This window comes from Actinokineospora spheciospongiae, assembly GCF_000564855.1.
Lineage (GTDB): Bacteria > Actinomycetota > Actinomycetes > Mycobacteriales > Pseudonocardiaceae > Actinokineospora > Actinokineospora spheciospongiae.
Genome location: NZ_AYXG01000225.1, coordinates 1 through 22,639 on the forward strand (window position 1 = coordinate 1; position 22,639 = coordinate 22,639).

The 22,639-nt window shown below is 72.2% G+C and carries 22 protein-coding genes; 14 read left to right on the plus strand and 8 right to left on the minus strand.

The window, feature by feature from the left end; translation table 11 throughout:
- Positions 1 to 169: 169 nt before the first annotated feature.
- On the minus strand, positions 170 to 778 hold the full coding sequence (locus tag UO65_RS28465; RefSeq protein ID WP_035288574.1) for a TetR/AcrR family transcriptional regulator: 609 nt from the start codon (positions 776 to 778) through the stop codon (positions 170 to 172).
- Between the two features lie 149 nt (positions 779 to 927).
- On the opposite strand from UO65_RS28465, the gene UO65_RS28470 reads away from it, so the two are divergent.
- From UO65_RS28470 to UO65_RS28495, 7 genes are all read left to right on the plus strand, one after another.
- Positions 928 to 2,049: an acyl-CoA dehydrogenase family protein gene (locus tag UO65_RS28470; protein WP_200873497.1), complete on the plus strand. Its 1,122-nt coding sequence runs from the start codon at positions 928 to 930 to the stop codon at positions 2,047 to 2,049.
- A 43-nt stretch (positions 2,050 to 2,092) separates the two neighbouring features.
- Entirely contained in the window at positions 2,093 to 3,229 is a 1,137-nt protein-coding gene (locus UO65_RS28475) for a CaiB/BaiF CoA transferase family protein (RefSeq protein WP_035288577.1), read from the plus strand.
- A gap of 444 nt (positions 3,230 to 3,673) precedes the next feature.
- Positions 3,674 to 3,835 carry a hypothetical protein gene (locus tag UO65_RS37650; RefSeq protein WP_181400006.1) on the plus strand — a complete coding sequence of 54 codons (162 nt, stop codon included), beginning with the start codon at positions 3,674 to 3,676 and terminating at the stop codon, positions 3,833 to 3,835.
- Positions 3,836 to 4,125: 290 nt separating this feature from the next.
- Positions 4,126 to 4,617: a hypothetical protein gene (locus UO65_RS28480; protein WP_035288579.1), complete on the plus strand. Its 492-nt coding sequence runs from the start codon at positions 4,126 to 4,128 to the stop codon at positions 4,615 to 4,617.
- Between the two features lie 167 nt (positions 4,618 to 4,784).
- On the plus strand, positions 4,785 to 5,663 hold the full coding sequence (locus UO65_RS28485) for a lytic transglycosylase domain-containing protein (RefSeq protein ID WP_411431386.1): 879 nt from the start codon (positions 4,785 to 4,787) through the stop codon (positions 5,661 to 5,663).
- A 44-nt stretch (positions 5,664 to 5,707) separates the two neighbouring features.
- The gene (locus UO65_RS28490; protein WP_181400007.1) at positions 5,708 to 6,052 is read left to right on the plus strand and encodes a hypothetical protein; all 345 of its coding nucleotides are present in this window, start codon (positions 5,708 to 5,710) and stop codon (positions 6,050 to 6,052) included.
- Positions 6,049 to 6,402, plus strand: a complete 354-nt coding sequence (locus tag UO65_RS28495) for a DUF3817 domain-containing protein (protein WP_035288580.1) — start codon at positions 6,049 to 6,051, stop codon at positions 6,400 to 6,402. Before UO65_RS28490 ends, UO65_RS28495 begins: the two co-directional genes overlap by 4 nt.
- Positions 6,403 to 6,454: 52 nt before the next feature.
- Here UO65_RS28495 and UO65_RS28500 read toward each other — a convergent pair whose 3' ends face one another.
- The 5 genes from UO65_RS28500 to UO65_RS28520 form a co-directional block, all read right to left on the minus strand.
- A complete protein-coding gene (locus tag UO65_RS28500; RefSeq protein ID WP_035288581.1) occupies positions 6,455 to 7,294 on the minus strand; it encodes a spermidine synthase in 840 nt (279 codons plus the stop codon).
- Entirely contained in the window at positions 7,291 to 7,710 is a 420-nt protein-coding gene (gene speD, locus UO65_RS28505) for an adenosylmethionine decarboxylase (RefSeq protein ID WP_052021902.1), read from the minus strand. The genes UO65_RS28500 and speD overlap by 4 nt, the downstream gene beginning before the upstream one ends.
- 29 nt (positions 7,711 to 7,739) lie before the next feature.
- Positions 7,740 to 8,897, minus strand: coding sequence for a type III PLP-dependent enzyme (locus UO65_RS28510; protein ID WP_035288583.1), 1,158 nt, complete (start codon positions 8,895 to 8,897; stop codon positions 7,740 to 7,742).
- A 202-nt stretch (positions 8,898 to 9,099) separates the two neighbouring features.
- Positions 9,100 to 10,713, minus strand: coding sequence for a solute symporter family protein (locus tag UO65_RS28515; RefSeq protein ID WP_233427879.1), 1,614 nt, complete (start codon positions 10,711 to 10,713; stop codon positions 9,100 to 9,102).
- Positions 10,710 to 11,123: a DUF485 domain-containing protein gene (locus UO65_RS28520; protein ID WP_035288585.1), complete on the minus strand. Its 414-nt coding sequence runs from the start codon at positions 11,121 to 11,123 to the stop codon at positions 10,710 to 10,712. Before UO65_RS28520 ends, UO65_RS28515 begins: the two co-directional genes overlap by 4 nt.
- A 705-nt stretch (positions 11,124 to 11,828) precedes the next feature.
- Here UO65_RS28520 and UO65_RS38765 point away from each other — a divergent pair.
- From UO65_RS38765 to UO65_RS28540, 4 genes are read left to right on the plus strand one after another with little or no spacing between them, the layout of a single operon-like run.
- Positions 11,829 to 15,437, plus strand: a complete 3,609-nt coding sequence (locus UO65_RS38765; RefSeq protein WP_052021903.1) for a nitrate- and nitrite sensing domain-containing protein — start codon at positions 11,829 to 11,831, stop codon at positions 15,435 to 15,437.
- Positions 15,438 to 15,482: 45 nt separating this feature from the next.
- Positions 15,483 to 15,923: a roadblock/LC7 domain-containing protein gene (locus tag UO65_RS28530; RefSeq protein ID WP_035288587.1), complete on the plus strand. Its 441-nt coding sequence runs from the start codon at positions 15,483 to 15,485 to the stop codon at positions 15,921 to 15,923.
- A 7-nt stretch (positions 15,924 to 15,930) separates the two neighbouring features.
- A complete protein-coding gene (locus tag UO65_RS28535; protein WP_052021904.1) occupies positions 15,931 to 16,482 on the plus strand; it encodes a DUF742 domain-containing protein in 552 nt (183 codons plus the stop codon).
- Complete coding sequence (locus UO65_RS28540; protein WP_035288589.1) at positions 16,463 to 17,065, plus strand: GTP-binding protein; 603 nt, start codon at positions 16,463 to 16,465, stop codon at positions 17,063 to 17,065. The genes UO65_RS28535 and UO65_RS28540 overlap by 20 nt, the downstream gene beginning before the upstream one ends.
- Positions 17,066 to 17,124: 59 nt before the next feature.
- On the opposite strand, the gene UO65_RS28545 is transcribed toward UO65_RS28540, so the two are convergent.
- Positions 17,125 to 17,751 (minus strand): TetR/AcrR family transcriptional regulator, encoded by a 627-nt coding sequence (locus tag UO65_RS28545; protein ID WP_035288590.1) that lies wholly within the window; start codon positions 17,749 to 17,751, stop codon positions 17,125 to 17,127.
- Positions 17,752 to 17,856: 105 nt separating this feature from the next.
- Between UO65_RS28545 and UO65_RS28550 the strand changes: the two genes are divergently transcribed.
- From UO65_RS28550 to UO65_RS28560, 3 genes are all read left to right on the plus strand, one after another.
- Positions 17,857 to 19,008: an acyl-CoA dehydrogenase family protein gene (locus UO65_RS28550; protein WP_035288592.1), complete on the plus strand. Its 1,152-nt coding sequence runs from the start codon at positions 17,857 to 17,859 to the stop codon at positions 19,006 to 19,008.
- A 10-nt stretch (positions 19,009 to 19,018) separates the two neighbouring features.
- Positions 19,019 to 20,188, plus strand: coding sequence for an acyl-CoA dehydrogenase family protein (locus UO65_RS28555; protein ID WP_035288594.1), 1,170 nt, complete (start codon positions 19,019 to 19,021; stop codon positions 20,186 to 20,188).
- A 99-nt stretch (positions 20,189 to 20,287) separates the two neighbouring features.
- A complete protein-coding gene (locus UO65_RS28560; RefSeq protein WP_035288596.1) occupies positions 20,288 to 21,367 on the plus strand; it encodes a Zn-dependent alcohol dehydrogenase in 1,080 nt (359 codons plus the stop codon).
- 45 nt (positions 21,368 to 21,412) lie between these two features.
- Here UO65_RS28560 and UO65_RS28565 read toward each other — a convergent pair whose 3' ends face one another.
- Entirely contained in the window at positions 21,413 to 22,516 is a 1,104-nt protein-coding gene (locus tag UO65_RS28565; protein ID WP_233427880.1) for an oxygenase MpaB family protein, read from the minus strand.
- Positions 22,517 to 22,639: the final 123 nt, after the last annotated feature.

Sequence of the window (22,639 nt, forward strand, 5' to 3'; positions counted from 1 at the left end):
GCCATAGGGGCCCCGGCCAAACACATCCACCCAGCCGGGCACCACCCACCAAACAACCGGGCTCGCGAAGGCACGGCCGAGCACATCCACCCACCCGGGCACACCCACCAAACCCACAGCAGCCAAAGGCCACAGCCAGGGCTGCGTGGACCTGCCGAGCCGGCGCGGCTCAGCCCCGGCGCAGCCGGTCCAGCATCGTCGACTTCCACTCGTCCAGCAGCCGGGTGCGCCGTTCCGCACCGCCGCCCATCATCGCGTCCAGGGCCAGGCCGCGGACCAGGTTCACGCTCAGCAGCATCAGCGTCTCCACCTCCGCTTCCGGCAGGTCGGCGCCCGTGGCCTGCCGGTAGAGCTGGAGGGTGGCGTGGCCCAGTGCCCGGTCCACCGGGCGCAGGGTTTCCCGCAGCTCCGCGTCGGTCCTGGCCGCCACCCACAGTTCCACCGCCGCCGTCGACAGGGTGCCGGAGTAGGCCTCCCAGAGCAGGTCGATGCCCTTGGCCACCCGCTCCGGGCCCGGGGGCAGCGTTTCCGCGGCGCTGGTCATCCCGCCGATGAGGCGGGCGAACAGGTGCTCCAGGGCGGCGGTCATCAGCTCGGCCTTGGTGGTGAAGTGGTGCTGCTGCGCGCCCCGCGACACCCCGGCCCGGGCCGCGATCTCCTGCACGGTCGTGCGGGCGTAGCCGAGTTCGACCAGGCACGCGACGGTGGCGTCGAGCAGGGCTTCGCGGGTCTGTTCGCTGCGCTCCTGCTGGGTGCGGTGGGTGCGCGTGGTCGTCACCTCGGCTGGCCTCCTCGGGTCCGCTCCCGGGTCACTTTACGGGCGGTCCGGTCAGCATGTACCTTCACGTCAGAACTTACATGCACCGCTGATTGTTTTATCATCGGTCCGCAACCCGGAGGTCTGTCGTGCCCGAGCGCTCCCCCTGGATGGACGAGGACCTGGACGCCTTCCGCGACCTGGCCCGCACCTTCTGCGAGAAGGAACTCACCCCGAACGTCGAGCGCTGGATCGAGAACAAGCAGGTCGACCGGGAGCTGTGGACCAAGGCGGGCGAGGTCGGGCTGCTGTGCCTGTCCATCCCCGAGGAGTACGGCGGCGGGGGCGGCACCTTCGCCCACGAGGCGGTGCTGCTGGAGGAGCAGGCGCGCGCCGGGGACAGCGGCTGGGGCGTCTCCCTGCACAACGGGATCGTCGCGCACTACGTGCTGGCCTACGGCACCGAGGAGCAGAAGCACGCCTGGCTGCCCAAGCTCGCCTCCGGCGAGTGGGTCGGCGCCATCGCGATGACCGAACCGGGCACCGGCTCGGACCTGCAGAACGTCAAGACCAGGGCGATCCGCGACGGCGACGACTACGTGGTCAACGGCGCCAAGACCTTCATCACCAACGGCAGCCAGGCCGACTTCGTCATCGTCGTGGCCAAGACCGACGCGAGCGAGGGCGCCAAGGGCATCTCGCTGATCGGGATCGAGACCGCCCGCGAGGGCTTCCGCCGGGGCCGGGTGCTGGACAAGATCGGCCTCAAGGCCCAGGACACGGCCGAGCTGTTCTTCGACGACCTGCGGGTCCCGGTGACCAACCTGCTCGGCAGCGAGGAGGGGCAGGGCTTCGTGCAGCTCATGCAGCAGTTGCCGCAGGAGCGCCTGATCATCGGCGTCTCCTCGGTCGTCTGCCTGGAGCTGGCCCTGCAGGAGACGCTGCGCTACACCAAGGACCGGCAGGCGTTCGGGCGGCCGGTGTTCAACTTCCAGAACACCAAGTTCGTCCTGGCCGAGGTCGCCACCGAGGCCAGGGTGTGCCGGGTGTTCCTCGACGACTGCATCGCCAAGCACCTGCGGGGCGAGTTGGACATCCCGACCGTGGCGATGCTCAAGTGGTGGACCAGCGACCGGGCGATGAAGGCCGTCGACGAGTGCCTGCAACTGCACGGCGGCTACGGCTACATGAGCGAGTACCCCATCGCGCGGATGTACACCGACCTGCGCGTGCAGCGGATCTACGGCGGCACCAACGAGATCATGAAGGAGATCATCTCCCGCACGCTCTGAGGTCCACCGGCACATGGATTGGTCTACGAAAGGGAACGAGAGCATGGGACCGCTCACCGGGATTCGGGTCGTCGAGCTGGCGGGGCTCGCGCCCGCGCCGTTCGCCTGCACCGTGCTGGCCGACCTGGGCGCCGAGGTGGTGCGGGTGGACCGGGCCCGGCCGGGCGCGGACGTGCTCTCGTTCCCCGATGACCCGCTGACCCGCAGCAGGCGGTGGATCGGCGTCGACGTCAAGGCGCCCGAGGGGCTGGAGCTGGTGCTGCGGCTGGTGGACCGGGCCGACGTGCTGGTGGAGGGCTTCCGGCCGGGGGTGGCCGAGCGGATGGGGCTCGGCCCGGACGCGCTGCTCGCCCGCAACCCCGGCCTGGTCTACGGGCGCGTCACCGGGTGGGGCCAGGACGGCCCGCTCGCGCCCACCGCCGGGCACGACATCAACTACATCGCCCTCGCGGGCGCCCTCGACCCGATCGGGGAGGCCGGGCGCAAGCCGGTGCCGCCGGTCAACATCCTGGGCGACTTCGCGGGTGGCGGGCTCGTGCTGGCCATGGGCGTGCTCGCCGCCCTGGTCGAGCGGCAGACCTCCGGGAAGGGCCAGGTCGTCGACACCTCCATGGTCGAGGGCGCCGCGTTCCTCACCACCCACCTGCACGGGCTGCGCAACATCGGGATGTGGCCCAACGGCCGCGGCGAGAACCTGCTCGACGGCGGTGCCCCGTTCTACGACACCTACGAGACCGCCGACGGCAAGTACGTGGCCATCGGCGCGATCGAGGCGCGGTTCTGGGCGGCGCTCGTCGGCGTCCTGGGCTGGGACCCGGACGGGGTGCCCGCGCACGTCGACCCGGCGAACTGGCCCGAGCTGCGCACCCGCCTGGCCGAGACGCTGCGCACCCGCACCCGCGACGAGTGGGCCGAGCTGGCCGGGGGCACCGACGCCTGCCTGAGCCCGGTGCTGACCCCGCAGGAGGCGACGACGCACCCGCACAACGTGGCCAGGGGGACGTTCGTCCAGGTGGCGGGCACCGCGCAGCCCGCGCCAACGCCGAAGTTCAGCCGCACCGCGCCCGCCGCGCCGACCGCGCCGAGCGACGCCCGCGCCGACACCGACGACGTGCTGGCCGGGCTGGGTGTGCCCGCCGACGACCTGGCGCGGCTCAGGGCCGCGGGGGTCATCGCCTGAGGCCGCGAGCGGGTCGGAACAACGAATGGCTGTGAGGACGCTTGTGGCATCCTCACAGCCTCGGTGTTGTGCTCGCGCGCCTGCTGGGCGCGCGGACTGGCCACGGGGGCCAGCGGCCCGCGGAGATCACTCCCCGGACGTGGACATTCTTATAACCGTTCCACAGTCCGTGGTGTCCACGGTCAGACAGTTGCGCAAAAGTGACACCGTTTCTGGGATCGGCGAGCGGCCGTTCACCGGGTCGAACGCGCAGCGGCATGTCCCCCTGTGTGATCGGGTGGCTACTTCCGTAGAGTGATCCCGAAGCAACGCGAGTGGCATCCAGGCGAAATTCTCACGCTGGGTGTCGCCGCTTGGGGAAATACGGCCTGACAGCCACCACTGTGGTGGATCATGGGCGGGGGGTTCCGGGCCGGGCCCGGGCCGGAGCGGACGGAGTTGCCGATGAATGTCAAGAAGGTGGCGATCCTCGTGGTGGTCGCCCTGCTGCTCTTCTACGTCATCACCCAGCCGACCCAGGCCGCGGGCATGTTCCAGGGAATCCTGTCCTGGCTGCGCGACGGCGCCGAGGCGATCATCACCTTCCTGAAGAACCTCTTCGCCTGACGCGTGGGAAACCCCACATGTGAACTACCGGTCAGTTCTACTGACCGGTAGTTCACACTGCCCGCCAACGGAATCCCGGCGCGACCGTCCGCGTGGCACGGAGCCGCCCAACTCGGTCACCGTCTGTGATGATCTTCCTCGATCCGAAGATCCACACTGGACCGTCCGGGTGGATCTGGGGGTCAACGGCCCCAATCCCACAAATGGGTCGGCCTGGGGTCTGGTGAATTGTCGGTCCCTGGCCCTACGGTTTCAGCCATCGAGTGATCATGAGACCTCCAGGAGGCAGAATGCTCGACGATCCCGGGGTCGACGCCCTGGTCCGCCAGTGGACCGCCGAGCGAGCACAGGACGCGGAGGCCGTCGAGGCGAGCCGCATCGCGTCCGAGTGGCTCGCCGACGCGCCGGTCGTCACCACGCCCGGCATCCCCGGCCAGCGCGCCCGCGGCGGTTCGTCGCGGTGGGCGTCGGTCGAGGCCGCCGACCCGCGCTACCTCTCGGCCATGCGCGACCGCCTGCCCGACGTGCCGCACGAGCTGCTGGCCGCCGCCGCGGGCTGGTGGCAGATGGTCGGCGGGGTGGCGGAGGCCGAGGAGTGGTGGGACGCGGGCATGAGCCCGCTGGACCAGCGCGCCCTCGACTACCGCGCCGCGGGCCTGGCACCGTCGGACCTGTCGCGTCGGCTCGGACCGCTGACCGTGCTGGAGCACCTCCGCCGCGGCAGCGCCCCGGCCTGGTGCGTGGCCCGGTTGCAGCGCCAGCGCCGCGACGGCGCCGCCTGAGGTCCACCACCGCGACCGGTCGCCGCCCGGTGGGTGTTCCACCACCCGGGACGGGACCGACCCGGCGTGACAGCGCGTCCCGCGTAACGCCATGGTGTTCCTGTCGTTGATGCTGTGCGTCACCGGGTCCGTCCCGGTGACCGGAGCGGAACCAGGGCTGGAGCACGGTGGCGGACACGAAGACCCCGATCGCGGACCCGGCGGTGCGAACCCCGGACGGGCTCCGGCGGTTCCGGTTCCCCCGGTTCCGCCCCGGCGGGGTCGCGGGCAGGCTGGCGGTGGTGGTCTTCGTACTGGCCGTCGCGGCGGGCTCGGTGCTGGTGGTGCGGTCGGCGCTCACCCCGCCGCCCGGTCCACCCGCGCCCGAGATCCCGGCCGAGCAGGTCACCGCGGCCGCGGTCGAGCCCAACTCCGTCGTGCCCGCGCAGGGCGCCGACACCGCGGCGGCCCCCCGGCCGCAGGCGGTGCAGTCCGGCGCCGACCCGCTGCGGGTGTGGGCGGGGAAGCTCGCCGGTCCCACCGGTGTGCCCGCGCGCGCCCTGATGGCCTACGGCAACGCCGAGCTGGTCGTCCGGTCGAGCACCCCCGGCTGCCACCTGTCCTGGGCGACCCTCGCTGGCATCGGCCGCGTGGAGTCCGACCACGGCCGGTACGCCGGGGCGGCCCTGGGCGATGACGGCCTGCCCTCCGAGCCGATCATCGGCGTGCCCCTCGACGGCTCCGCGGGCGTCCGGGCCATCGCCGACACCGACGGCGGCCGCTACGACGGCGACCCGTCGCTCGACCGCGCCGTCGGCCCGATGCAGTTCATCCCCGCCACCTGGCGCGCCTGGTCCTCCGACGCCAACCTCGACGGCCGCGGCGACCCCCAGCAGATCGACGACGCCGCGCTCGCCGCGGGCCGCTACCTGTGCGCGGGCGGCCGCGACCTGGGCACCCCCACCGGCTGGTGGGCCGGGGTGTTCTCCTACAACAACTCGGTGCCCTACGGGCAGAAGGTCTTCGGCCTCGCCGACGGCTACGCCCGCGCGGGCGCCTCGGCCTGAGCCCTCCGGCCCGGCTCTCAGCCGCCCCGGGTTAGCATCGGTGCGTGCCCGGCCCGCGGAAGTTCGTCGTCGTCGCGGTCAGTGTGCTGTCGCTGGTCGCCTGCTGCGGCCTCGCCTACTGGCAGTGGCAGCGCTTCGAGTCGGCCAACGGCACCTTCCAGAACCTGGGGTACGTGCTCCAGTGGCCCCTGTTCGGCATCGCCCCCGCCTACATGTTCTGGCGGATGCGCAAGCTCGCCCAGCAGCAGCCCGCCGAGGCACCACCCGCGGTCGAACCACCCCCGCCCCCACCCGCCCGGCCACGGCCCGCCGCGGTGGACGACGAGGACGACGAACTCACCGCCTACAACCGCTACCTCGCTAGCCTGAACGCCCAGGAGCCCCGATGAGCATGACCGACGAGGAGAACCCGGCCCAGGCGGTCGCCGCCAAGGGCACCCGGGGGGCCCTCGCCCGCTACCGGGTCTTGGCCTACGTGGTGGGTGTGGGCCTGCTGGCCCTGGTCGCGGCCATGGTGCTCAAGTACGGGTTCGACAACACCGCGCCGCTGGCGGTCGTCGGCCCCGCGCACGGGTTCCTCTACATGGTGTACCTGGTCTTCACCTTCGACCTGGCGCTCAAGTCCCGCTGGTCGGTCAAGGGCACGCTGCTGGTGCTGATCGCCGGGATGATCCCGTTCGTGAGCTTCGTCGTGGAGCGCAAGGTCACCCACAAGGTCCGGGCGGGCGAGAAGCTGTAGCACGCGGAGTCCCGGTCGGTGGTCGCACGACCACCGACCGGGACTCCCGCGACTACGCCGTGCGCACCCGGTAGGGCGGGATCGTGTTGCCGCGCAGGGCGAGCGCGTCGATCGTCTCCGGGCGGTACGGGAGGGTTTCCAGGCGGGCGACCATGCGGTCGGTGGTGCCCGGGTCGGCTTCGGCGAGGCCGAACAGGAAAGCCCATTCGTGTTCGTCGGAGCCGTAGTACACCGTTTCGCCGAACACGTCGGCGAAGCGCTTCCAGGAGCGGACCAGCGTCTCGTTGCGCCACATGGTCTGGCAGCCCGCCTGGCACACCACGACGCCGCCGGGGGAGAGCAGGGACTTGCAGCGGGTGAGGAACTCCTCCTCGTACAGGCGGTTGTGCTGGGCGAACTCCGGGCGCTCGTCCGGCAGGTCGACCAGGACCACGTCGTAGCGCTCGGTGCACTCCTGGACGAACTTCCAACCGTCCGCGTAGTGCACGCGGACCGGGCCGGTGCCCTCGACGGCGGCGGCCAGCTCCTCCGGGGTGTAGCCGTAGGGCAGGTGTTCCGCGCACAGCTCGACCGCCTGGCGGTCGATGTCCACGTGGTCGACCACCGAGGCCCCGGCGGCGACGGCGATCTGGCTGACCACGCCCTCCGACGAGCCGACCACCAGGACCCGGTCCACCGACGGGACCAGCAGCAGGGCGGGCACCAGCAGGGCCTCGTGGTAGGTGAGCTGGCTGAACTCGGTGCTCTGCCGGTCGTCGTCGCAGAACAGGCTCAGGCCCTGGGCGGTGCGGCCGATGACCAGGTGCTGGAACTCGGTGCGGGTGTCCACGACGACCTCGGGCAGCTCCCACACCCGGGTCAGGCCCGCGCCCAGCGGTTCGACGACGTTCACGCGGCCGACCCCGCGGCCCGGACCCCGGGCGCCTGCACCGGGTGTCCCCTCAGGACCGTGCTGATCCGCGCGTCGGCCGCGCCGAGGCGGTCGCGCAGCAGCTCGGCGGCCAGTTCCGGGTCCGCGGTCTCGCCGCAGGTGAAGATGTCGACGAACATCGAACCGATCTCCGGGTAGGTGTGGATGGAGGCGTGCGACTCCGAGAGCAGCGCCAGGACGGTCACGCCCTGCGGCTCGAAGCGCTTGGACACCACGTCGCAGATGGTGGCACCGGCGGCCCGCAGCGCGCCCTCGAGGGTGTCGCGCAGAAAGCCCAGGTCGTCCAGCAGTGACGGGTCGATACCGTCGAACTCGGCGAGCACGTGCCTGCCCGCGAACTGGCCGACGCCCGGATCGGGCGCGCCGTCGTACGACATGGAACCTCCTACAAGGGGTGTTGTGTTGCTCAGCCGACGAAGTGCGTCGGCAGGGGCGGGAAACCGTTGAACGACACCGAGGAATAGCTCGCCGTGTAGGCACCCGCGTCGAGGATGTCGACGTGGTCGCCCGCTCGCAGCGCCAACGGCAGACGATACGGGGTGTGCTGGTAGATCACATCATCCCCGTCGCAGGTGGGGCCCGCGAGGATCACCGGGCCGTCCGGTGCGCCCGGGTGGCCGGTGCGCAGGCGGTACGCGATGTACTCGTTCTCCGTCTCCGCCAGCCCCGAGTACCGCCCGATGTCCAGGTATACCCAGCGGTGCTCGTCGGTATCCGCCTTCCGCGACACCAGCACGACCTCGCTGCGGATCACCCCCGCCGTGGCCACGACGGCCCGGCCGGGCTCGACGACCAGTTCGGGCACCTCGGCGAAGTGCTCGGCGACGGCCGTGCGGATCGCCGCGGCGTGCTCGGCCAGCGGTGGGGCGGGCTCGGCGTAGCCGGTGGGGAACCCGCCGCCCAGGTTGAGCACCGGGGTCGGCACGCCCCGCGCGGCCAGCTCCCGGGCGATCCCGGCGGCCTGCGCGATGCCCGCCACCCACGCGGCCGGGTCGCGGTGCTGGGAGCCGACGTGGAAGCAGGCGCCGTCGACGACCAGGCCCAGCTCGGCGGCCCTGGCCAGCAGCCGCACCGCCATCGCGGGTGCGCAGCCGAACTTCGCCCCGAACGGGGTGCCCGAGGCGGGCGCGTCGACCAGGAACCGGCAGGCCACCCGGGACCCCGGGGCGTGCGCGGCCAGGTTCTCCAGGTCGCCGTCGGAGTCGAAGGTGAACCGGCGGACGCCGCGGGCGTGGGCGTACGCGATGTCGGCGGCCTTCTTGATCGGGTTTCCGTAGGACAGGTCCGCCGGGTCGGCGCCCCGGTCCAGGCACAGGTCGATCTCGCCGGTGCTCGCCACGTCGAACCCGGAGCCCTCGGCGACCAGCGCGGCCACCACCTCCGGCGCCGGGTTGGCCTTGACCGCGTACAGCACCCCGGCCTCGGGCAGGGCCGCGCGCAGCGCGCGGTAGTTGGACCGTACGGTGTCCAGGTCCATCACCAGGCACGGCGTCGCGGGCGCGTTGTCGTCGAGGAACGCGCGCAGCCGCGGGACGGCCTCGGAGGTGTCGAGCACGGCGTGCACTGTAATACCGCCCCCGCCGGTCACCGGACGCCGTGGCCATGGCCACACCGAACAGCCTGGTCGTACCATCCGGCCGCGCCGGGGCGGCCGGGCCCCGGCGCGGGTCCCGGCGGGCGGTCGGGTCGGGGCCCGCGACCCGACCCGGCGGCGCCGACCGGGGCGCGCGGCCCGGGTCGACGCCCACCGCGACCGGGTCTGCCGCTCACCGGCCCAGCCCGGTGAGCGAGCGGACCTCCATCTCCTTCTGCAACGCGGGGTCGGCCTTCTCCCGGCCGAAGAGCGTGCCGAGGTACCCGCAGACGAACGACACCGGGATCGAGACGATGCCCGGGTTCGACAGCGGGAACACCGCGAAGTCCACATCGGACACGATCGACGTCGGCGAGCCGGACACCACCGGGGACAGCACCACCAGCAGCAGGCACGAGCCCAGCCCGCCGTACATCCCCCACAGCGTGCCGCTGGTGTTGAACCGCTTCCAGAACAGCGAGTACAGCAGCGTCGAGAGGTTCGCCGAGGCGGCGAAGGCGAACGCCAGCGCCACCAGGAACGCCACGTTCTGCCCGTTGGCCAGGATGCCGCCGACGATGGCCAGCACCCCGATCACCACCGCGGTGATCCGGGCGACCTTGACCTCCGACCCCGGCGCGGGCTTGCCCTTGCGCAGGATGTTGGCGTACACGTCGTGGGCGAACGACGCCGACGCGGTGATCGTCAGCCCGGCGACCACGGCCAGGATCGTGGCGAACGCCACGGCTGCCACGATGCCCAGCAGCACCGTGCCACCGATCTCGAAGGCCAGCAGCGGCGCGGCGGCGTTCTCCCGCCCGGTCGAGTCCAGGATGCGCTCGGAGCCGACCAGCGCCGACGCGCCGTAGCCGATGACCAGCGTGGCGGTGTAGAAGACGGTCATCGTGCCCACCGCCCACACCACCGACCGGCGCGCCTCGCGGGCGTCGGGCACGGTGTAGAAGCGCATCAGCACGTGCGGCAGCCCGGCCGCGCCCAGGACCAGCGCCAGCGCCAGCGAGATGAAGTCCAGCGTGGTGGTCGAGGTCTTGCCGTACTGCACGCCGGGGCCGAGCACCTTCTCGCCCTTGGCGTTGTTGGTGGCGGCCTGTTCCAGCAGCGCGCTCAGGCTGAACCCGAACTTGCCCAGCAGGAACACCGTCATCAGCACCACGCTGAGGATCAGGATGGCGGCCTTGATGATCTGCACCCAGGTGGTGCCCTTCATCCCGCCGACCAGCACGTAGAAGATCATGATCAGGCCGACCACGGTGATCACCACCGCCTGCCCGCCGGAGCCGTGCACGTCCAGCAGCAGCGCCACCACCGCGCCCGCGCCCGCCATCTGCGCGAGCATGTAGAACAGGGAGATCACCAGCGTGGAGGTGGCCGCGGCGGCGCGGACCGGGCGCTGCCGCATCCGGAAGGCGAGGACGTCGCCCATGGTGAACCGGCCGGTGTTGCGCACCAGTTCGGCGATCAGCAGCAGGTTCACCAGCCAGGCGACCAGGAACCCGATCGAGTAGAGGAACCCGTCGTAGCCGTTGATGGCGATGGCGCCCGCGATGCCGAGGAACGACGCCGCGGACAGGAAGTCGCCGGACAGTGCGATGCCGTTCTGCACGCCGGTGAACCGGCCGCCCGCGGCGTAGTAGTCGGCGGCGGAGCTGTTGCGGCCGCTGACCTTGTAGACGATGTAGAGCGTGATCAGCACGAACCCGGCGAACACGGCGGTGTTGAGCACCGGGTCGCCGACACCGGTCGGGCCGGTGTCCTGGGCCAGGGGGATCAGGGCGCGGGTGGTCACGGTGCCTCCTCGGCGGCGGCGCGCACCTCGGCGGCCAGCGGGTCCAGCCGCGTGCGCGCCCAGCGGGTGTAGGCGAGCGTGATCAGCAGCGTGGTGGCGAACTGCCCGAGGCCCAGCAGCAGCCCCACCGTGATCGACCCGGCGACGCGGGTGGCCATCAGGTCGGGGGCGTAGGCGGCGAGCAGCACGTAGGTCAGGTACCAGGCGAGGAACAGCCCGGTGACGGGGAAGACGAACCGGCGGAACCGGCGGCGCAGGCCGGTGAAGGCGGCGCTCGCGTGCACCGCGGCGTAGTCCGGGCCGGGTGCCGGGCCCGCCCCGCGGGCGGCGGGGGGGCGGTCGACCCCGCCGAAGGTGGCGCCGCCTGCCCGGCGCGGCGGCGCGGACGTGGGTGGGACGACCTCGGTCATGCATTCCTCCGGGGGAGAGGTATGAGACGGGGAATGTTTCGCGGCCGAATGGCCGGGCGACATGTTAACCACGGCGGGGCGGAACAACCTAATGCACATCGATTCGGTCTGCGGAACGAGAAGTCGGCGATTTCGGTACGGTTGTCCGCATACACCACACGTAATGGTGAATTTGGGGGTCACGTTGCGTTGTGGAAGTTGCAGCCCTTCGCTGCTCGTTCTGCCCGGGGGTGGGGCGCCGAGTGGCGGGGTGATCGCCGACATGGGCGGTGTGCGGCCATTTCGCCTGCTCAGGGTACCCTTTTTCGGGTCCGGGAGACGCCTGTGCCGTGGCTGGAATCGGGGTACCCGATCGTGCGACTCAAGTCGGCAGAATCTCCGCAGAGTGACGAAAAGGGCACTCCGTACGGTCTAAAGTGGTCACAAGGTGGCCCTGGAAAGGCTTTGTCGAGCCTGTTCCGGTCCGTTCTCGCTGGTCAGCAATGGTGTCGTCAAGCCAATTCCAAGATCGCCGGATTGGGGTACGCTTCTGGCTCAAGTTCCACCGGAGATCGCCGATGACCGACTGGTGACCCGGTCTCCGTTGACGGAACCCCGCGAATGCCCTGTTGTCCCCAGTGCTGTCCATGATCCCCCGTGGAAGGAGAGCGGCGCGGTGAAGGTGTTGTTCCGACGGCGAGGTAGGACCGTCGTGGGAGGACGCGCGTGACCGTGACCGCCTCCCAGACCCCGTCCCAGACCACCGCAGGCCCCGACTCCCAGGACCGGGCCGGTCCCGGGACCGGCCGCGCCACCCCCTCCGGGCCGCCCCCGCGCCGGACCGCAGCCGGTGGGGAAGCCGGCGAGCGCTCCGCGTGGGCCGCGCTCGTCCGCTGGCGCGACTGGACCATCCCGGTGAAGCTCGGCGCGGTCATCCTCGTGCCGGTCGTGTTCGCCGTCGTGCTCGGCGCGCTGCGCATCGGCGACCAGGTCGACCGCGCCGACACCTACCGCGACGTCGACCGCGTCGTCGCCGTCACCGACTCGCTGCGCCGCGTGATCAACTGGGTCCAAGTCGAGCGCACCAAGTCCGCGGTGCTGCTCACCGGCGGCTACGGCGACATCGCCGGGGCCACCGCGGGCGAGCGGCAGAGCGTCGACTACGCCCGCCAGCAGCTTCGCAACGCGGTGCAGCGGGCCGACTTCACCTCCGAGGTCACCCGCGCCCGCTACGCCGACGTCGTCGACGCCCTGGGCAGGCTCGACGCCCTGCGCACCCCGGTCGCCGCGGGCTCGGTCGACAGCGCCACCGCGATCGAGCAGTACACCTCGGTCACCGACGCGCTGCTCGACTTCGACCGCGCCGCCGTCGAGGAGATCGCCGACAGCGGCCTCGCGGGCACCGCCGCCGCGCTGCACCAGCTCGACGCCACCCAGGAGGAGATCCGCTACCAGTGGGCCCAGGTCGCGGTCGGCATCGCCCGCGGCGGGCTCAACGCCGCCGACACCGCCGCCCTGCGCACCTCCCAGGCCCGGCTCGACGACCACGTGGCGGCCTTCGTCTCGCTGGCCACCGCCGAGCAGCGCGCCGAGTACGAGCGGCAGCTCGCCGTCCCGGCCGCGCAGACCCGCGCGGACCTGCTGCGGCTGGTCCTCATCGACCCCGCCACCCCGGCCGACGACGAGGACGAGGAGGAGGGCCCGGCGCCGCTGCCGGTGGCCGCGGCCGACTGGGACGTAGCCTCCGACCAGACCTCGGCCCGGCTCAGCGCGGTCGGCGCCACCCTCGGCGAGCGGATCAAGTCCGAGTCCGACGCGCTGCAGAACGCCGCCAGCGACGCCGCCGGGCTCGCCTCGGTGGTGCTGATCCTGGCGCTGGTGCTGGCCGCGGCCATCATCGTGCTGATCGGCAGGCAACTGCTGCGCTCGCTGGCCGAGCTGCGCCGCGGCGCGCTCGACGTGGCCCGCAACCGCCTGCCCGCGGCGGTGGCCCACATCCGCGACGGCGGGCAGGCCGACATCGGCGCGGTGGAACCGATCGCGGTGCCCTCGGCCGACGAGGTCGGGCAGGTGGCGCGCGCCTTCGACGCGGTGCACGAGCAGGCGCTGCGGCTGGCCGGTGAGCAGGCCGCGCTGCGCGCCAACTACGGCAACGTGTTCGTCAACCTCTCGCGCCGCAGCCAGGGCCTGGTCCAGCGCCAGCTACACCTGCTGGAACGGCTCGAGCGCGACGAGGAGGACGCCGACCAGCTCGACACGCTGTTCCAGCTCGACCACCTCGCCACCCGGATGCGCCGCAACAACGAGAACCTGATGGTCCTCTCCGGCAGCGAACCGGGCAGGCGCACCCAGCAGCCCGCGCCGCTGGCCGACCTGCTGCGCGCCGCGGTCTCGGAGATGGAGCAGTACCAGCGGGTCGTCATCCAGTCGCCGCCGACGGTGCTCGTCGTCGGCTACGCGGTCGGCGACCTGGTCCGGCTCGTCGCCGAACTGCTCGACAACGCAGCCGCGTTCTCCGCCCCCACCACCCAGGTCACCATCGCCAGCCACCACACCGACGGCGGCTCGGTGCGGATCGAGGTCGTCGACCGCGGCATCGGCATGCGCGACGACGAGTTCGCCGACGCCAACCGCAGGCTGGCCGACGCGGGCACCGTGGACGCCTCCACCGCCCGCCGGATGGGCCTGTTCGTGGTGGGCAGGCTCGCCTCCCGGCACGGGGTGCAGGTCCAGCTCCGGCCGGGCAACCAGTCCGGCACCCGGGCCACCGTGCTCATCCCGGCCGACCTGGTCACCTCCAACGTCGTCGACCTGCCCCCGGTGCCGCCGAAGGCCCCCGCCCCCACCACCCCGCCCGGCGGCCTTCCCCGCGGCACCACCAGCCCCGCCAACGGCAGCGGCCCGACCAACGGCAGCGGCCCCGCCACCGGCGTCAACGGCAACGGCGCCCCCGGTGCGGGCCGAGGCGCCAACGGCACCGGCCGCGCCCCGAACGGCAGCGGCGCGAACGGCCGGGGTGTCAACGGCGGCCACGGCGTCAACGGTGGCGGCGTCAACGGCAGCAACGGGAGTGCCCGCGGTGCCAACGGGACCGGCCTGCTCGGCGGCACCGGGAGCCGCGCCAACGGCGCCCCCCGGCACAGCGGTCCGACGAACGACGGGTCCAACGGCAGCGCCGTCAACGGTTCCACGAACGGCGCCACCGCCAACGGGAACCGGGTGAACGGCAACGGCGCCAACGGCTCCGCCGCACCCACCCAACGGCCCACCCCACCCCCCAACCCCATCAAGCCGACCCCGTTCATCAAGTCGACGCGGCCCGCCAAGCCGACGCCACCGAACGGTTCCGCCAAGCCGACCCCGCCCACCAAGGCCGACAAGCCCGCCACCGGCGGCCTGCCCCGGCGCACCCCGGCGGCCCCGCGCACCGGCGGCGACGGCGCCCGGATGCCGGAGGCGGTGCCGCCGCCGCGCGAGCCGGAGGCCGCCAAGCCCGTCGTCGACCACGTCCCGCTGCCCAGGCGGGAACCGCGCAAACCCGCCGAGCACCCGCCCGCCCCGGACTCCGGAACCCGGCTGTTCGACCCGATGCCCGCGGTCGAGCAGACCGGCTGGTGGGACACGCCCCCGGTGACCGCCCGGACCCCCGGCGCGGCCCGGCCGGTCGACGCCCTGCACGAGACCACGCCGATCTTCGACGAGATGATCTCGGCCTGGTTCCGCTCGGTCACCGACGACCCGACCTCGCGCCCAGAGGACCTGCGCACGCCGCCGACCACGGGCTGGGACTTCGCCGCCGACCGGGGTTTCAGCACCGCCCAGGCGGTCGCGGCCACCACCCCGGAGGACTTCACCGACACCGGGCTGCCGCGCCGCACGCCGCGGCGCAACCTGGTGCCCGGCAGCATCGGGCAGCCCCCCGCGGCCCGCGCGCTGCCCCCCGGCGCCCCGGTCGGCTCCCGCGACGCGGCCGAGCTGCGCGAACGGCTCTCCAGCTACCAGCGCGGCATCCACCGGGCGCGCGGTGCCCACGCGCCCGCCGCACCCGAACCGGTCGGCCCCGACCTGCGCGGCGCGGGCTGGCGGATCTCCGCCGACACCGACCCCGCCGAGGTCGCCGACGGCGGGCTGCCCCGGCGCACCCCGCGCGAGCGGCTGCTGCCCGGCAGCGTCGACGAGACCCGCGCGCAGTCGGGCGGCCCGCTGATGGAGCGCGACGCCGCGGCGCTGCGCTCCCGGCTGGGCAGCCTGCAGCGGGGCATCGGCCGCGGCCGGGAGAGCCTCGCCCGGCGCGGCGGCCCGGACGACCCGGAACCCGGACGTGGGTGGACCTGACCCGGTGCGCACCCAGAACACAGTGAAGACGAGGAATGGAGCACGATGACGACCACGCAGTCCAAGCCGAGCCAGTTCGGGTGGCTGGTGAACGACTTCGCCGAGCGGGTCACCGGTGTCGCGCACGCGGTGGTGGTCTCCGCGGACGGGTTGCTGCTGACGTCCTCGTCGCGGCTCCCGATCGACCGCGCCGACCAGCTCGCGGCGGTCGCCTCCGGGGTGATCAGCCTGACCCAGGGCGCGGCCCGCTGCTTCGAGGCGGGCGCGGTCAAGGAGACCGTGGTGGAGATGGAGCGCGGCATCATGCTCCTGATGGCGATCAGCGACGGTTCCTGCCTGGCCATCCTGGCCGCCCCCACCTGCGACATCGGGCAGGTCGCCTACGAGATGACCCTGCTGGTCGACCGGGTCGGGCAGATCCTCACCCCGGAGCTGCGGGCCGCGCTGCAGGGCTCCTCCGGCCGGATGGTCCGGCAGCCTGCGTGAGGCCGGCATGAACGACATCCCCGACGCGGGCTTCGCCGAGCTGCTGAACGGCTTCACGTTCGGCGGCCAGGACCGGCGCAGGCCGCCGCGCACCGAGGTGGTGGCCCCACCCGACCCGCCGCCGGTCCCCGAGCGCGGCGCGGTGGAGCCGCAGTGGCCGGGCACCGAGCCGGAACCGGTGTTCGCCCCGGAACCGGAGTTCGCCCCGGAGCCGCAGGAGCAGTCGTCGATCGTGCGGCCCTACGCCTGGACCAGGGGGCGCACCCGCTCCACCTTCGAGCTGCGGGTGGAGACCATGGTGTCCACCAGCGACCGGGCCGCCGACGCGGTCGCGTTCGCCGAGTCCGAGCACCGGGCGATCGCCAGGCTGTGCCACGAGCCGCGGTCGGTCGCCGAGGTCGCCACCCTGATGGGCGCCCCGCTGGGCGTCGCCAAGGTCCTGCTGGGCGACATGGCCCAGCTTGGGCTGGTCACCGTGCACAAGACAGCCACCGGTGGCGCCAACCGCGCGCACCTGGTGTTGATGGAAAGGGTACTCAGTGGACTCCGTCGGCTATGAGGACGCGGCGGCCCCGACGCTGACCTCGGTCAAGATCGTCGTCGCCGGTGGCTTCGGCGCGGGCAAGACCACCTTCGTCGGTGCGGTGTCGGAGATCGTCCCCCTCACCACCGAGGCGGTGATGACCAGCGCCAGCACCGACATCGACGACACCACGGCCACCCCGGAGAAGACCACCACCACGGTGGCCATGGACTTCGGCCGCGTCTCGCTGGACTCCGACCTCATCCTGTACCTGTTCGGCACCCCCGGCCAGCAGCGCTTCTGGTTCATGTGGGACGACCTGGTGCGCGGCGCGATCGGCGCGGTGGTCCTGGCCGACACCCGGCGCCTGGCGGACTCGTTCTCCCCGATCGACTTCTTCGAGGAGCGCGAACTGCCCTACGTCATCGGCCTCAACTGCTTCGACGGCGTCCTCAACCACGACCTCGAAGAGGTCCGCGACGCCCTCGCCATCTCCCCGGAGGTCCCCATCATCGCCTGCGACGCGCGGGACCGGGCGAGCGTCAAGCAGACCCTCATCACCATGGTCGAGTACGCCATGCAGCGCTGGGTCACCCTGCACGGCGCGGGCGTCTCCTGACCGGGTGACCCCGGCGGGCCGGGGGAGCGGACCCCGCTGACCGGGGTCTGCCGCCGGGTTCACCCCACGCGGGAGCGCAGGGCGACCAGGCCGGTGACGAACGCCTCCAGGGCCAGTTCGAAGCTCTCCGCGTCGATCTCGTCGGCGTGGTCGCGGAGGCGGTGGGCCTGGTCGAGGTGGGGGTAGCGGTCCACGTAGACCTGCACGTCGGCTTCGAAGCCGCGGGAGAACGACGACATGGCCGCGCCCAGGACGAGGTACTTGGTGGAGGCGCCGATCATCGTCGCGTAGCGGGGCGGCCAGCCCGCGCGGACCAGGCCGCCGTGGACGGCGTCGGCGCGTTGCAGGGCGGTTTCCCGGCGGGCGGGGCCCGCGGCGAGGACGGGGACGAGGTTCGGGTGGGCGGCGAGGGCCGCGCGGTAGGAGCGGGCCCAGGTGCGCAGGCCCGCCTGCCAGTCCGTCCCGGCGAAGTCGGAGACGTCCACCGCGGACATGACCGAGTCCGCGATGTCCTGGAGGAGTTCGTCCTTCGTGCGGTAGTGGCTGTAGAGCGACGCCGCCTGCACGCCGAGCCCGCTCGCCAGCTTGCGCATCGACAGGCCGTCGAGACCGGCGGCGTCGACGACCTGCAGGGCGTGCTCGCGGATGCGCGTGCGGCTCAGCAGCGGTGTGGTCGGCCGTGGCACTGGTTCGCTGTCTCCCGGGTCACGCCCGCGCCCTGTTGCACCGGGGTTGGCGGCATCCTATCCTGACTAAACCTAACACCGTATGGTTTAGTGACGGGAGACGGAATGGATCTGGCCCTCACCGGCGAGCAGCAGGCGCTGTGGGACCTCGCCAGGGACTTCATCGACCGCGAGGTCGTGCCCCACTCGCGCGAGTGGGACCGGCGCGAGGCGGTCGACCGCGACATCGTCGGCAAGCTGGGCGCGGTCGGTTTCCTGGGCATGACGATCCCGGAGGAGTACGGCGGCTCCGGCGGCGACAACCTCAGCTACTGCCTGATGATGGAGGAACTGGGCCGCGGCGACTCGGCGATCCGGGGCATCGTCAGCGTCTCCCTGGGCCTGGTCGGCAAGTCCATCGACAAGTGGGGCACCGAGGAGCAGAAGCGGCACTGGCTGCCGCGCATCTCCTCCGGCGAGTCGCTGGCCTGCTTCGGCCTGACCGAGCCCGACACCGGCTCCGACGCGGGCAACCTGTCCACCAAGGCCGTCCGCGAAGGTGACGACTACGTCATCACCGGCTCGAAGATGTTCATCACCAACGGGACCTGGGCCGACGTCGCCCTCGTCTTCGCCCGCACCGGCGGGCCCGGCGCCAAGGGCGTCAGCGCCTTCCTGGTGCCGACCGACGCCCCCGGCTTCGAGCACCGCGAAATCAAGGGCAAGCTGGGCCTGCGCGGCCAGTCGACCGGTGAGCTGATCCTCGACGGCGTGCGCGTCCCCGCCTCCGCCCGCCTCGGCGACGAGGGGGTCGGGTTCAAGATCGCCATGACCGCGCTGGACAAGGGCCGCATGTCCGTCGCCGCCGGGTGCGTCGGGCTGGCCAAGGGCGCGCTGGAGGCCAGCGTCAAGTACGCCCTGGAGCGCACCCAGTTCGGCAAGCCCATCGCCGGTTACCAGCTCGTGCAGGAGATGCTGGCCGACATGGCGGTCAACACCGACGCCGCCCGGCTGCTGGTGTGGCGGGTCGCCGACCTGATCGAGCGCGGCCTGCCCTTCGGCACCGCCGCCTCGATGGCCAAGCTGTACGCCAGCGAGAACGCCGTCACCGCCGCCAACCTCGCCATCCAGGTCTTCGGCGGCTACGGCTACCTCGACGAGTACCCGGTGGCGAAGTACCTGCGCGACGCCCGCGTGATGACCCTCTACGAGGGCACCACCCAGATCCAGAAGCTGCTGATCGGCCGCGCGCTGACCGGCATCAACGCCTTCGTGTGAGGAGCGAGCCGTGGATTTCTCCCTGAGTGAGGAAGAGCAGTCGGTCCGCGACTGGGTGCGCACCTTCGTGCGCAAGGAGATCCAGCCGCTGGAGCAGGAGGTGCTGCGCCGCGAGCGCGCCAACCAGCCCGGCCTGACCCACGACGTCCTGGTGGAATTGCAGGACAAGGCCAAGGCGTCGGGCTTCTGGGGCGTGCAGACGCCCGAGGAGTACGGCGGCATGGGCCTGGGCGCGGTGATGTCGGCGCTGCTGGAGGCCGAACTGGGCCGCTCGTTCGTCCAGTTCCGCTTCGGCGGATACGCCGACAACATCCTCTACCACGCCAACGACGAGCAGAAGCAGCGCTACCTGCTGCCCACGCTCTCCGGTGAGCGCCGCTCCTGCTTCGCCATCACCGAACCCGGCGCGGGCTCCGACGCCAGGGCGATCCGCACCAGCGCCCGCCAGGACGGCACCGACTGGATCATCAACGGTGAGAAGACCTTCATCACCGGCGGCAACGAGGCCGACTTCACGATGGTCTTCGCGGTTACCGACAAGGAGAAGGGCGCCAATGGTGGCGTGACCTGCTTCCTGGTCGACCGCGACCAGGGGTGGCGCTCGGAGTACATCGACACCATGGGCGAGTGGGGCCCGGCCGCGCTGGTCTTCGAGGACGTCCGGGTGCCGAAGGAGAACATCCTCGGCGAGGTCGGCCGCGGCTTCGAGCTGGCGATGAAGTGGATCGGCCGCGGCCGCTACATGCTGCCCGCCCGCGCCCTGGGCGCCTGCGAGCGCCTGGTGGAGATGGCGGTGGAGCACGCCAACACCCGGGTCACCTTCGGCGAGTCGATCGCCAACCGCCAGGCCATCCAGTGGATGATCGCGGACTCCGCCGTGGAGATCGAGGCCCTGCGCTGGCTCGTCCTGCACGCCGCCTGGGTCGTCGACCAGGGCGGGGACTCCCGGCACGTGCAGTCCATCGCCAAGCTCTACGGCGGGCAGAAGGCCAACGAGATCGTCGACCGCGTCCTGCAGATCCACGGCGGGATGGGCTACACCCGGGAACTGCCGGTCGAGCGCTGGTACCGGGAGCTGCGGCTGCTGCGCATCTACGAGGGCACCGACGAGATCCAGCGCCGCACCATCGCCCGCAACATCCTCAAGGGCCACGCGAGCATTTCCGGCACGCTGGGCTAAGACGCAGCTCACCCCCCGTGCTCCGCCGGTGTGGTGGAGCATGGGGGGCCTGCCACCGCGGCGACACCACCCACAGCAGCAACAGATCCGAGGAGCGACATGGTCAGGGCAGCCGTTCTGTCCGAGCAGGGCAAACCGCTGGAGGTCACCGACATCGTGCTGCCCGAGCCGGGGCCCGGCCGGGTGCGGGTGAAGGTCGTCGCCGCGGGGGTGTGCCACTCGGACCTGTCGCTGTCCAACGGAACCCTGCGCCAGCCGGTCCCCGCGGTCCTCGGCCACGAGGGCGCGGGCGTCGTCACCGCTGTCGGCGACGGTGTCACCCGGGTGGCACCCGGGGACCACGTCCTGCTCAACTGGGCGCCGCCGTGCCGCGAGTGCTGGTTCTGCGACAACGGCGAGCCGTGGCTGTGCGCGCACAACTCCGACGCCGCGGCGGTCCCGCACGGCACCCTCGCCGACGGCACCGACCTCTACCCCGGCCTGGGCGCGGGTGCCTTCGCCGAGGAGACCATCGTCCCCGAGCGCGGCGCGGTGAAGATCCCCGACGACGTGCCGCTGGAGCAGGCCGCCGTCCTGGGCTGCGCGGTCCTCACCGGCGCGGGCGCCGTCTTCAACACCGCCAAGGTGCGGCCGGGTCAGGCCGTGGTCGTCGTCGGTGTGGGCGGCATCGGCCTGTCGGTGCTCCAGGCGGCGCGGATCGCGGGCGCGAACCCGATCATCGCCGTCGACGTGCACGAGGAGAAGGCGGAACTGGCCACGGCCCAGGGCGCGACGCACTTCCTGGTGTCCGACGAGACCACGGCCAAGGCGGTCCGCAAGCTCACCGGTGGGCGCGGCGCCGACGTGTCCTTCGAGTGCGTCGGCATCCCCGCCACCATCCGCACCGCCTGGTCGGCCAGCCGCCGCGGCGGGCACGTGGTGGTGGTCGGCGTGGGCAGCGCCAAGGCGGTGGTCGAGTTCAGCGCGCTGGAGCTGTACTGGCAGGGCCGCAGCCTCACCGGCTGCCTGTTCGGCTCCACCGACCCCGACGTCGACGTCGCGCTGCTGCTCGACCTCGTCGCCGAGGGCAAGCTCGACCTGGACGGCCTGGTCACCACCACGACCGACCTCGACGGCGTGGAGCAGGCCTTCGAGGACATGCGCCAGGGCAAGGGCGGCCGGACGCTGATCCGCTTCTGAACACCCGTCCTCGGAGCCGGGTGTCCGGCTCCGAGGACGCGGTCCTCAGCCCATCGGGCAGCCGCGCAGCCCCGCCGGGATGGCCAGCGGGGTGGCGCGACCGCCGGTCAGCATCCGGGCGCTGGTCTTCAACAGCACACCGCCCGCCTTGTCCAGCACAGCCCGCGCCACCCGGTTGTTGTCCTCGGCCCGCTCCAGCGCCCGCAGCGCCCGCACGCCGCCGCCGACCACGCGGTTCCAGCCGGGGGAGTTCGGGACGTCCACCATGTCGGCGATCTCGTGGCCGATGGTCTGGCGCACCATGGCGGGCACCACCCCGTCGAACGCCCGCCCCGGCACGAAGTCCTGGTACAGCGCGAGGATCTGCGCGGTCAGCTCGGTGCCCTCCGGCGACGGGCTGAAACCGCCGTCGAGCAGCACCGCGTTCAGCTCGTCGGCTTCGGCGAAGGTCTCCGGCAGCACGTCCTCGCGGATGCCCAGCATCGCCCCGGCGACCCGCCACACGTGCCAGTAGTCCTCGGCCTCCCGCTCGGTGACCGACACCCCGATCCGGCGCATCCCGTGCACCACCCGCACCGAGAAGATCAGCAGCGCGCCGAGCAGGTCGCGCTGGCAGACCGGTGTGCCGTCCGCCGCGTCCCAGTCCGGGGAGCGGGAGACCATGTACCGGACCGCGGCGTGGATGAGGCGGGTCTTCTGGATGGTCGGCACGAAGGCGCCACCGTCGCCGAACGGGTCCACGGCCATCATGTTCAGCACGAACTGCGAGGTCTCGGCGAGCCTGCGGTGCGGCTGGTTGAGCCGGTGGGTGGCGGTCAGCACCTTCGCGGGCACCTCTTGGGCGTAGCACTCGACCATCGCCCCGTAGGACAGCACCGACGCCACGTGCGCGCCGTCGTCGACGAAGAACTCCCGCGCCCCGGCCACCCGGTCCGCGTCCAGCCAGGCGGGCGGCACGTCGGTGGCCACCAGGTACTCGCGCACCCGCGGCGGCAGGTTCTCCGGGATGGTCTGGGCGTTGCCGCGGAACTCGGACAGGACCGCGTTGACCCGGTCGATCTCGCCGGTGGTCATCAGGTCCTCGATGACGGTGTCGGCGAGGGGGTCGCCTTCGTGGCGTAGCGCGTTCAGTCTTTCGGTGGTCAGCACCAGCGGAGTGTAGGCGCAGTGTGACTGACTGCACGTTCCCTCTATGGAGTGATCCGCTGCACGCGGGTCGTTGTTGCCAGGCAATGGCGTTAGCACCCCCTGCGCAATAGGCTCGGCCGGTCC

Coding starts and splice junctions, on each gene's coding strand:
- UO65_RS28550 (WP_035288592.1), top strand. CDS start 17,857: ATGGATCTGGCCCTCACCGGCGAGCAGCAGGCGCTGTGGGACCTCGCC.
- speD (WP_052021902.1), bottom strand. CDS start 7,710: ATGTCGTACGACGGCGCGCCCGATCCGGGCGTCGGCCAGTTCGCGGGC.
- UO65_RS28530 (WP_035288587.1), top strand. CDS start 15,483: ATGACGACCACGCAGTCCAAGCCGAGCCAGTTCGGGTGGCTGGTGAAC.
- UO65_RS28495 (WP_035288580.1), top strand. CDS start 6,049: ATGAGCATGACCGACGAGGAGAACCCGGCCCAGGCGGTCGCCGCCAAG.
- UO65_RS28470 (WP_200873497.1), top strand. CDS start 928: ATGGACGAGGACCTGGACGCCTTCCGCGACCTGGCCCGCACCTTCTGC.
- UO65_RS28560 (WP_035288596.1), top strand. CDS start 20,288: ATGGTCAGGGCAGCCGTTCTGTCCGAGCAGGGCAAACCGCTGGAGGTC.
- UO65_RS28475 (WP_035288577.1), top strand. CDS start 2,093: ATGGGACCGCTCACCGGGATTCGGGTCGTCGAGCTGGCGGGGCTCGCG.
- UO65_RS28535 (WP_052021904.1), top strand. CDS start 15,931: ATGAACGACATCCCCGACGCGGGCTTCGCCGAGCTGCTGAACGGCTTC.
- UO65_RS28520 (WP_035288585.1), bottom strand. CDS start 11,123: ATGACCGAGGTCGTCCCACCCACGTCCGCGCCGCCGCGCCGGGCAGGC.
- UO65_RS28480 (WP_035288579.1), top strand. CDS start 4,126: ATGCTCGACGATCCCGGGGTCGACGCCCTGGTCCGCCAGTGGACCGCC.
- UO65_RS37650 (WP_181400006.1), top strand. CDS start 3,674: ATGAATGTCAAGAAGGTGGCGATCCTCGTGGTGGTCGCCCTGCTGCTC.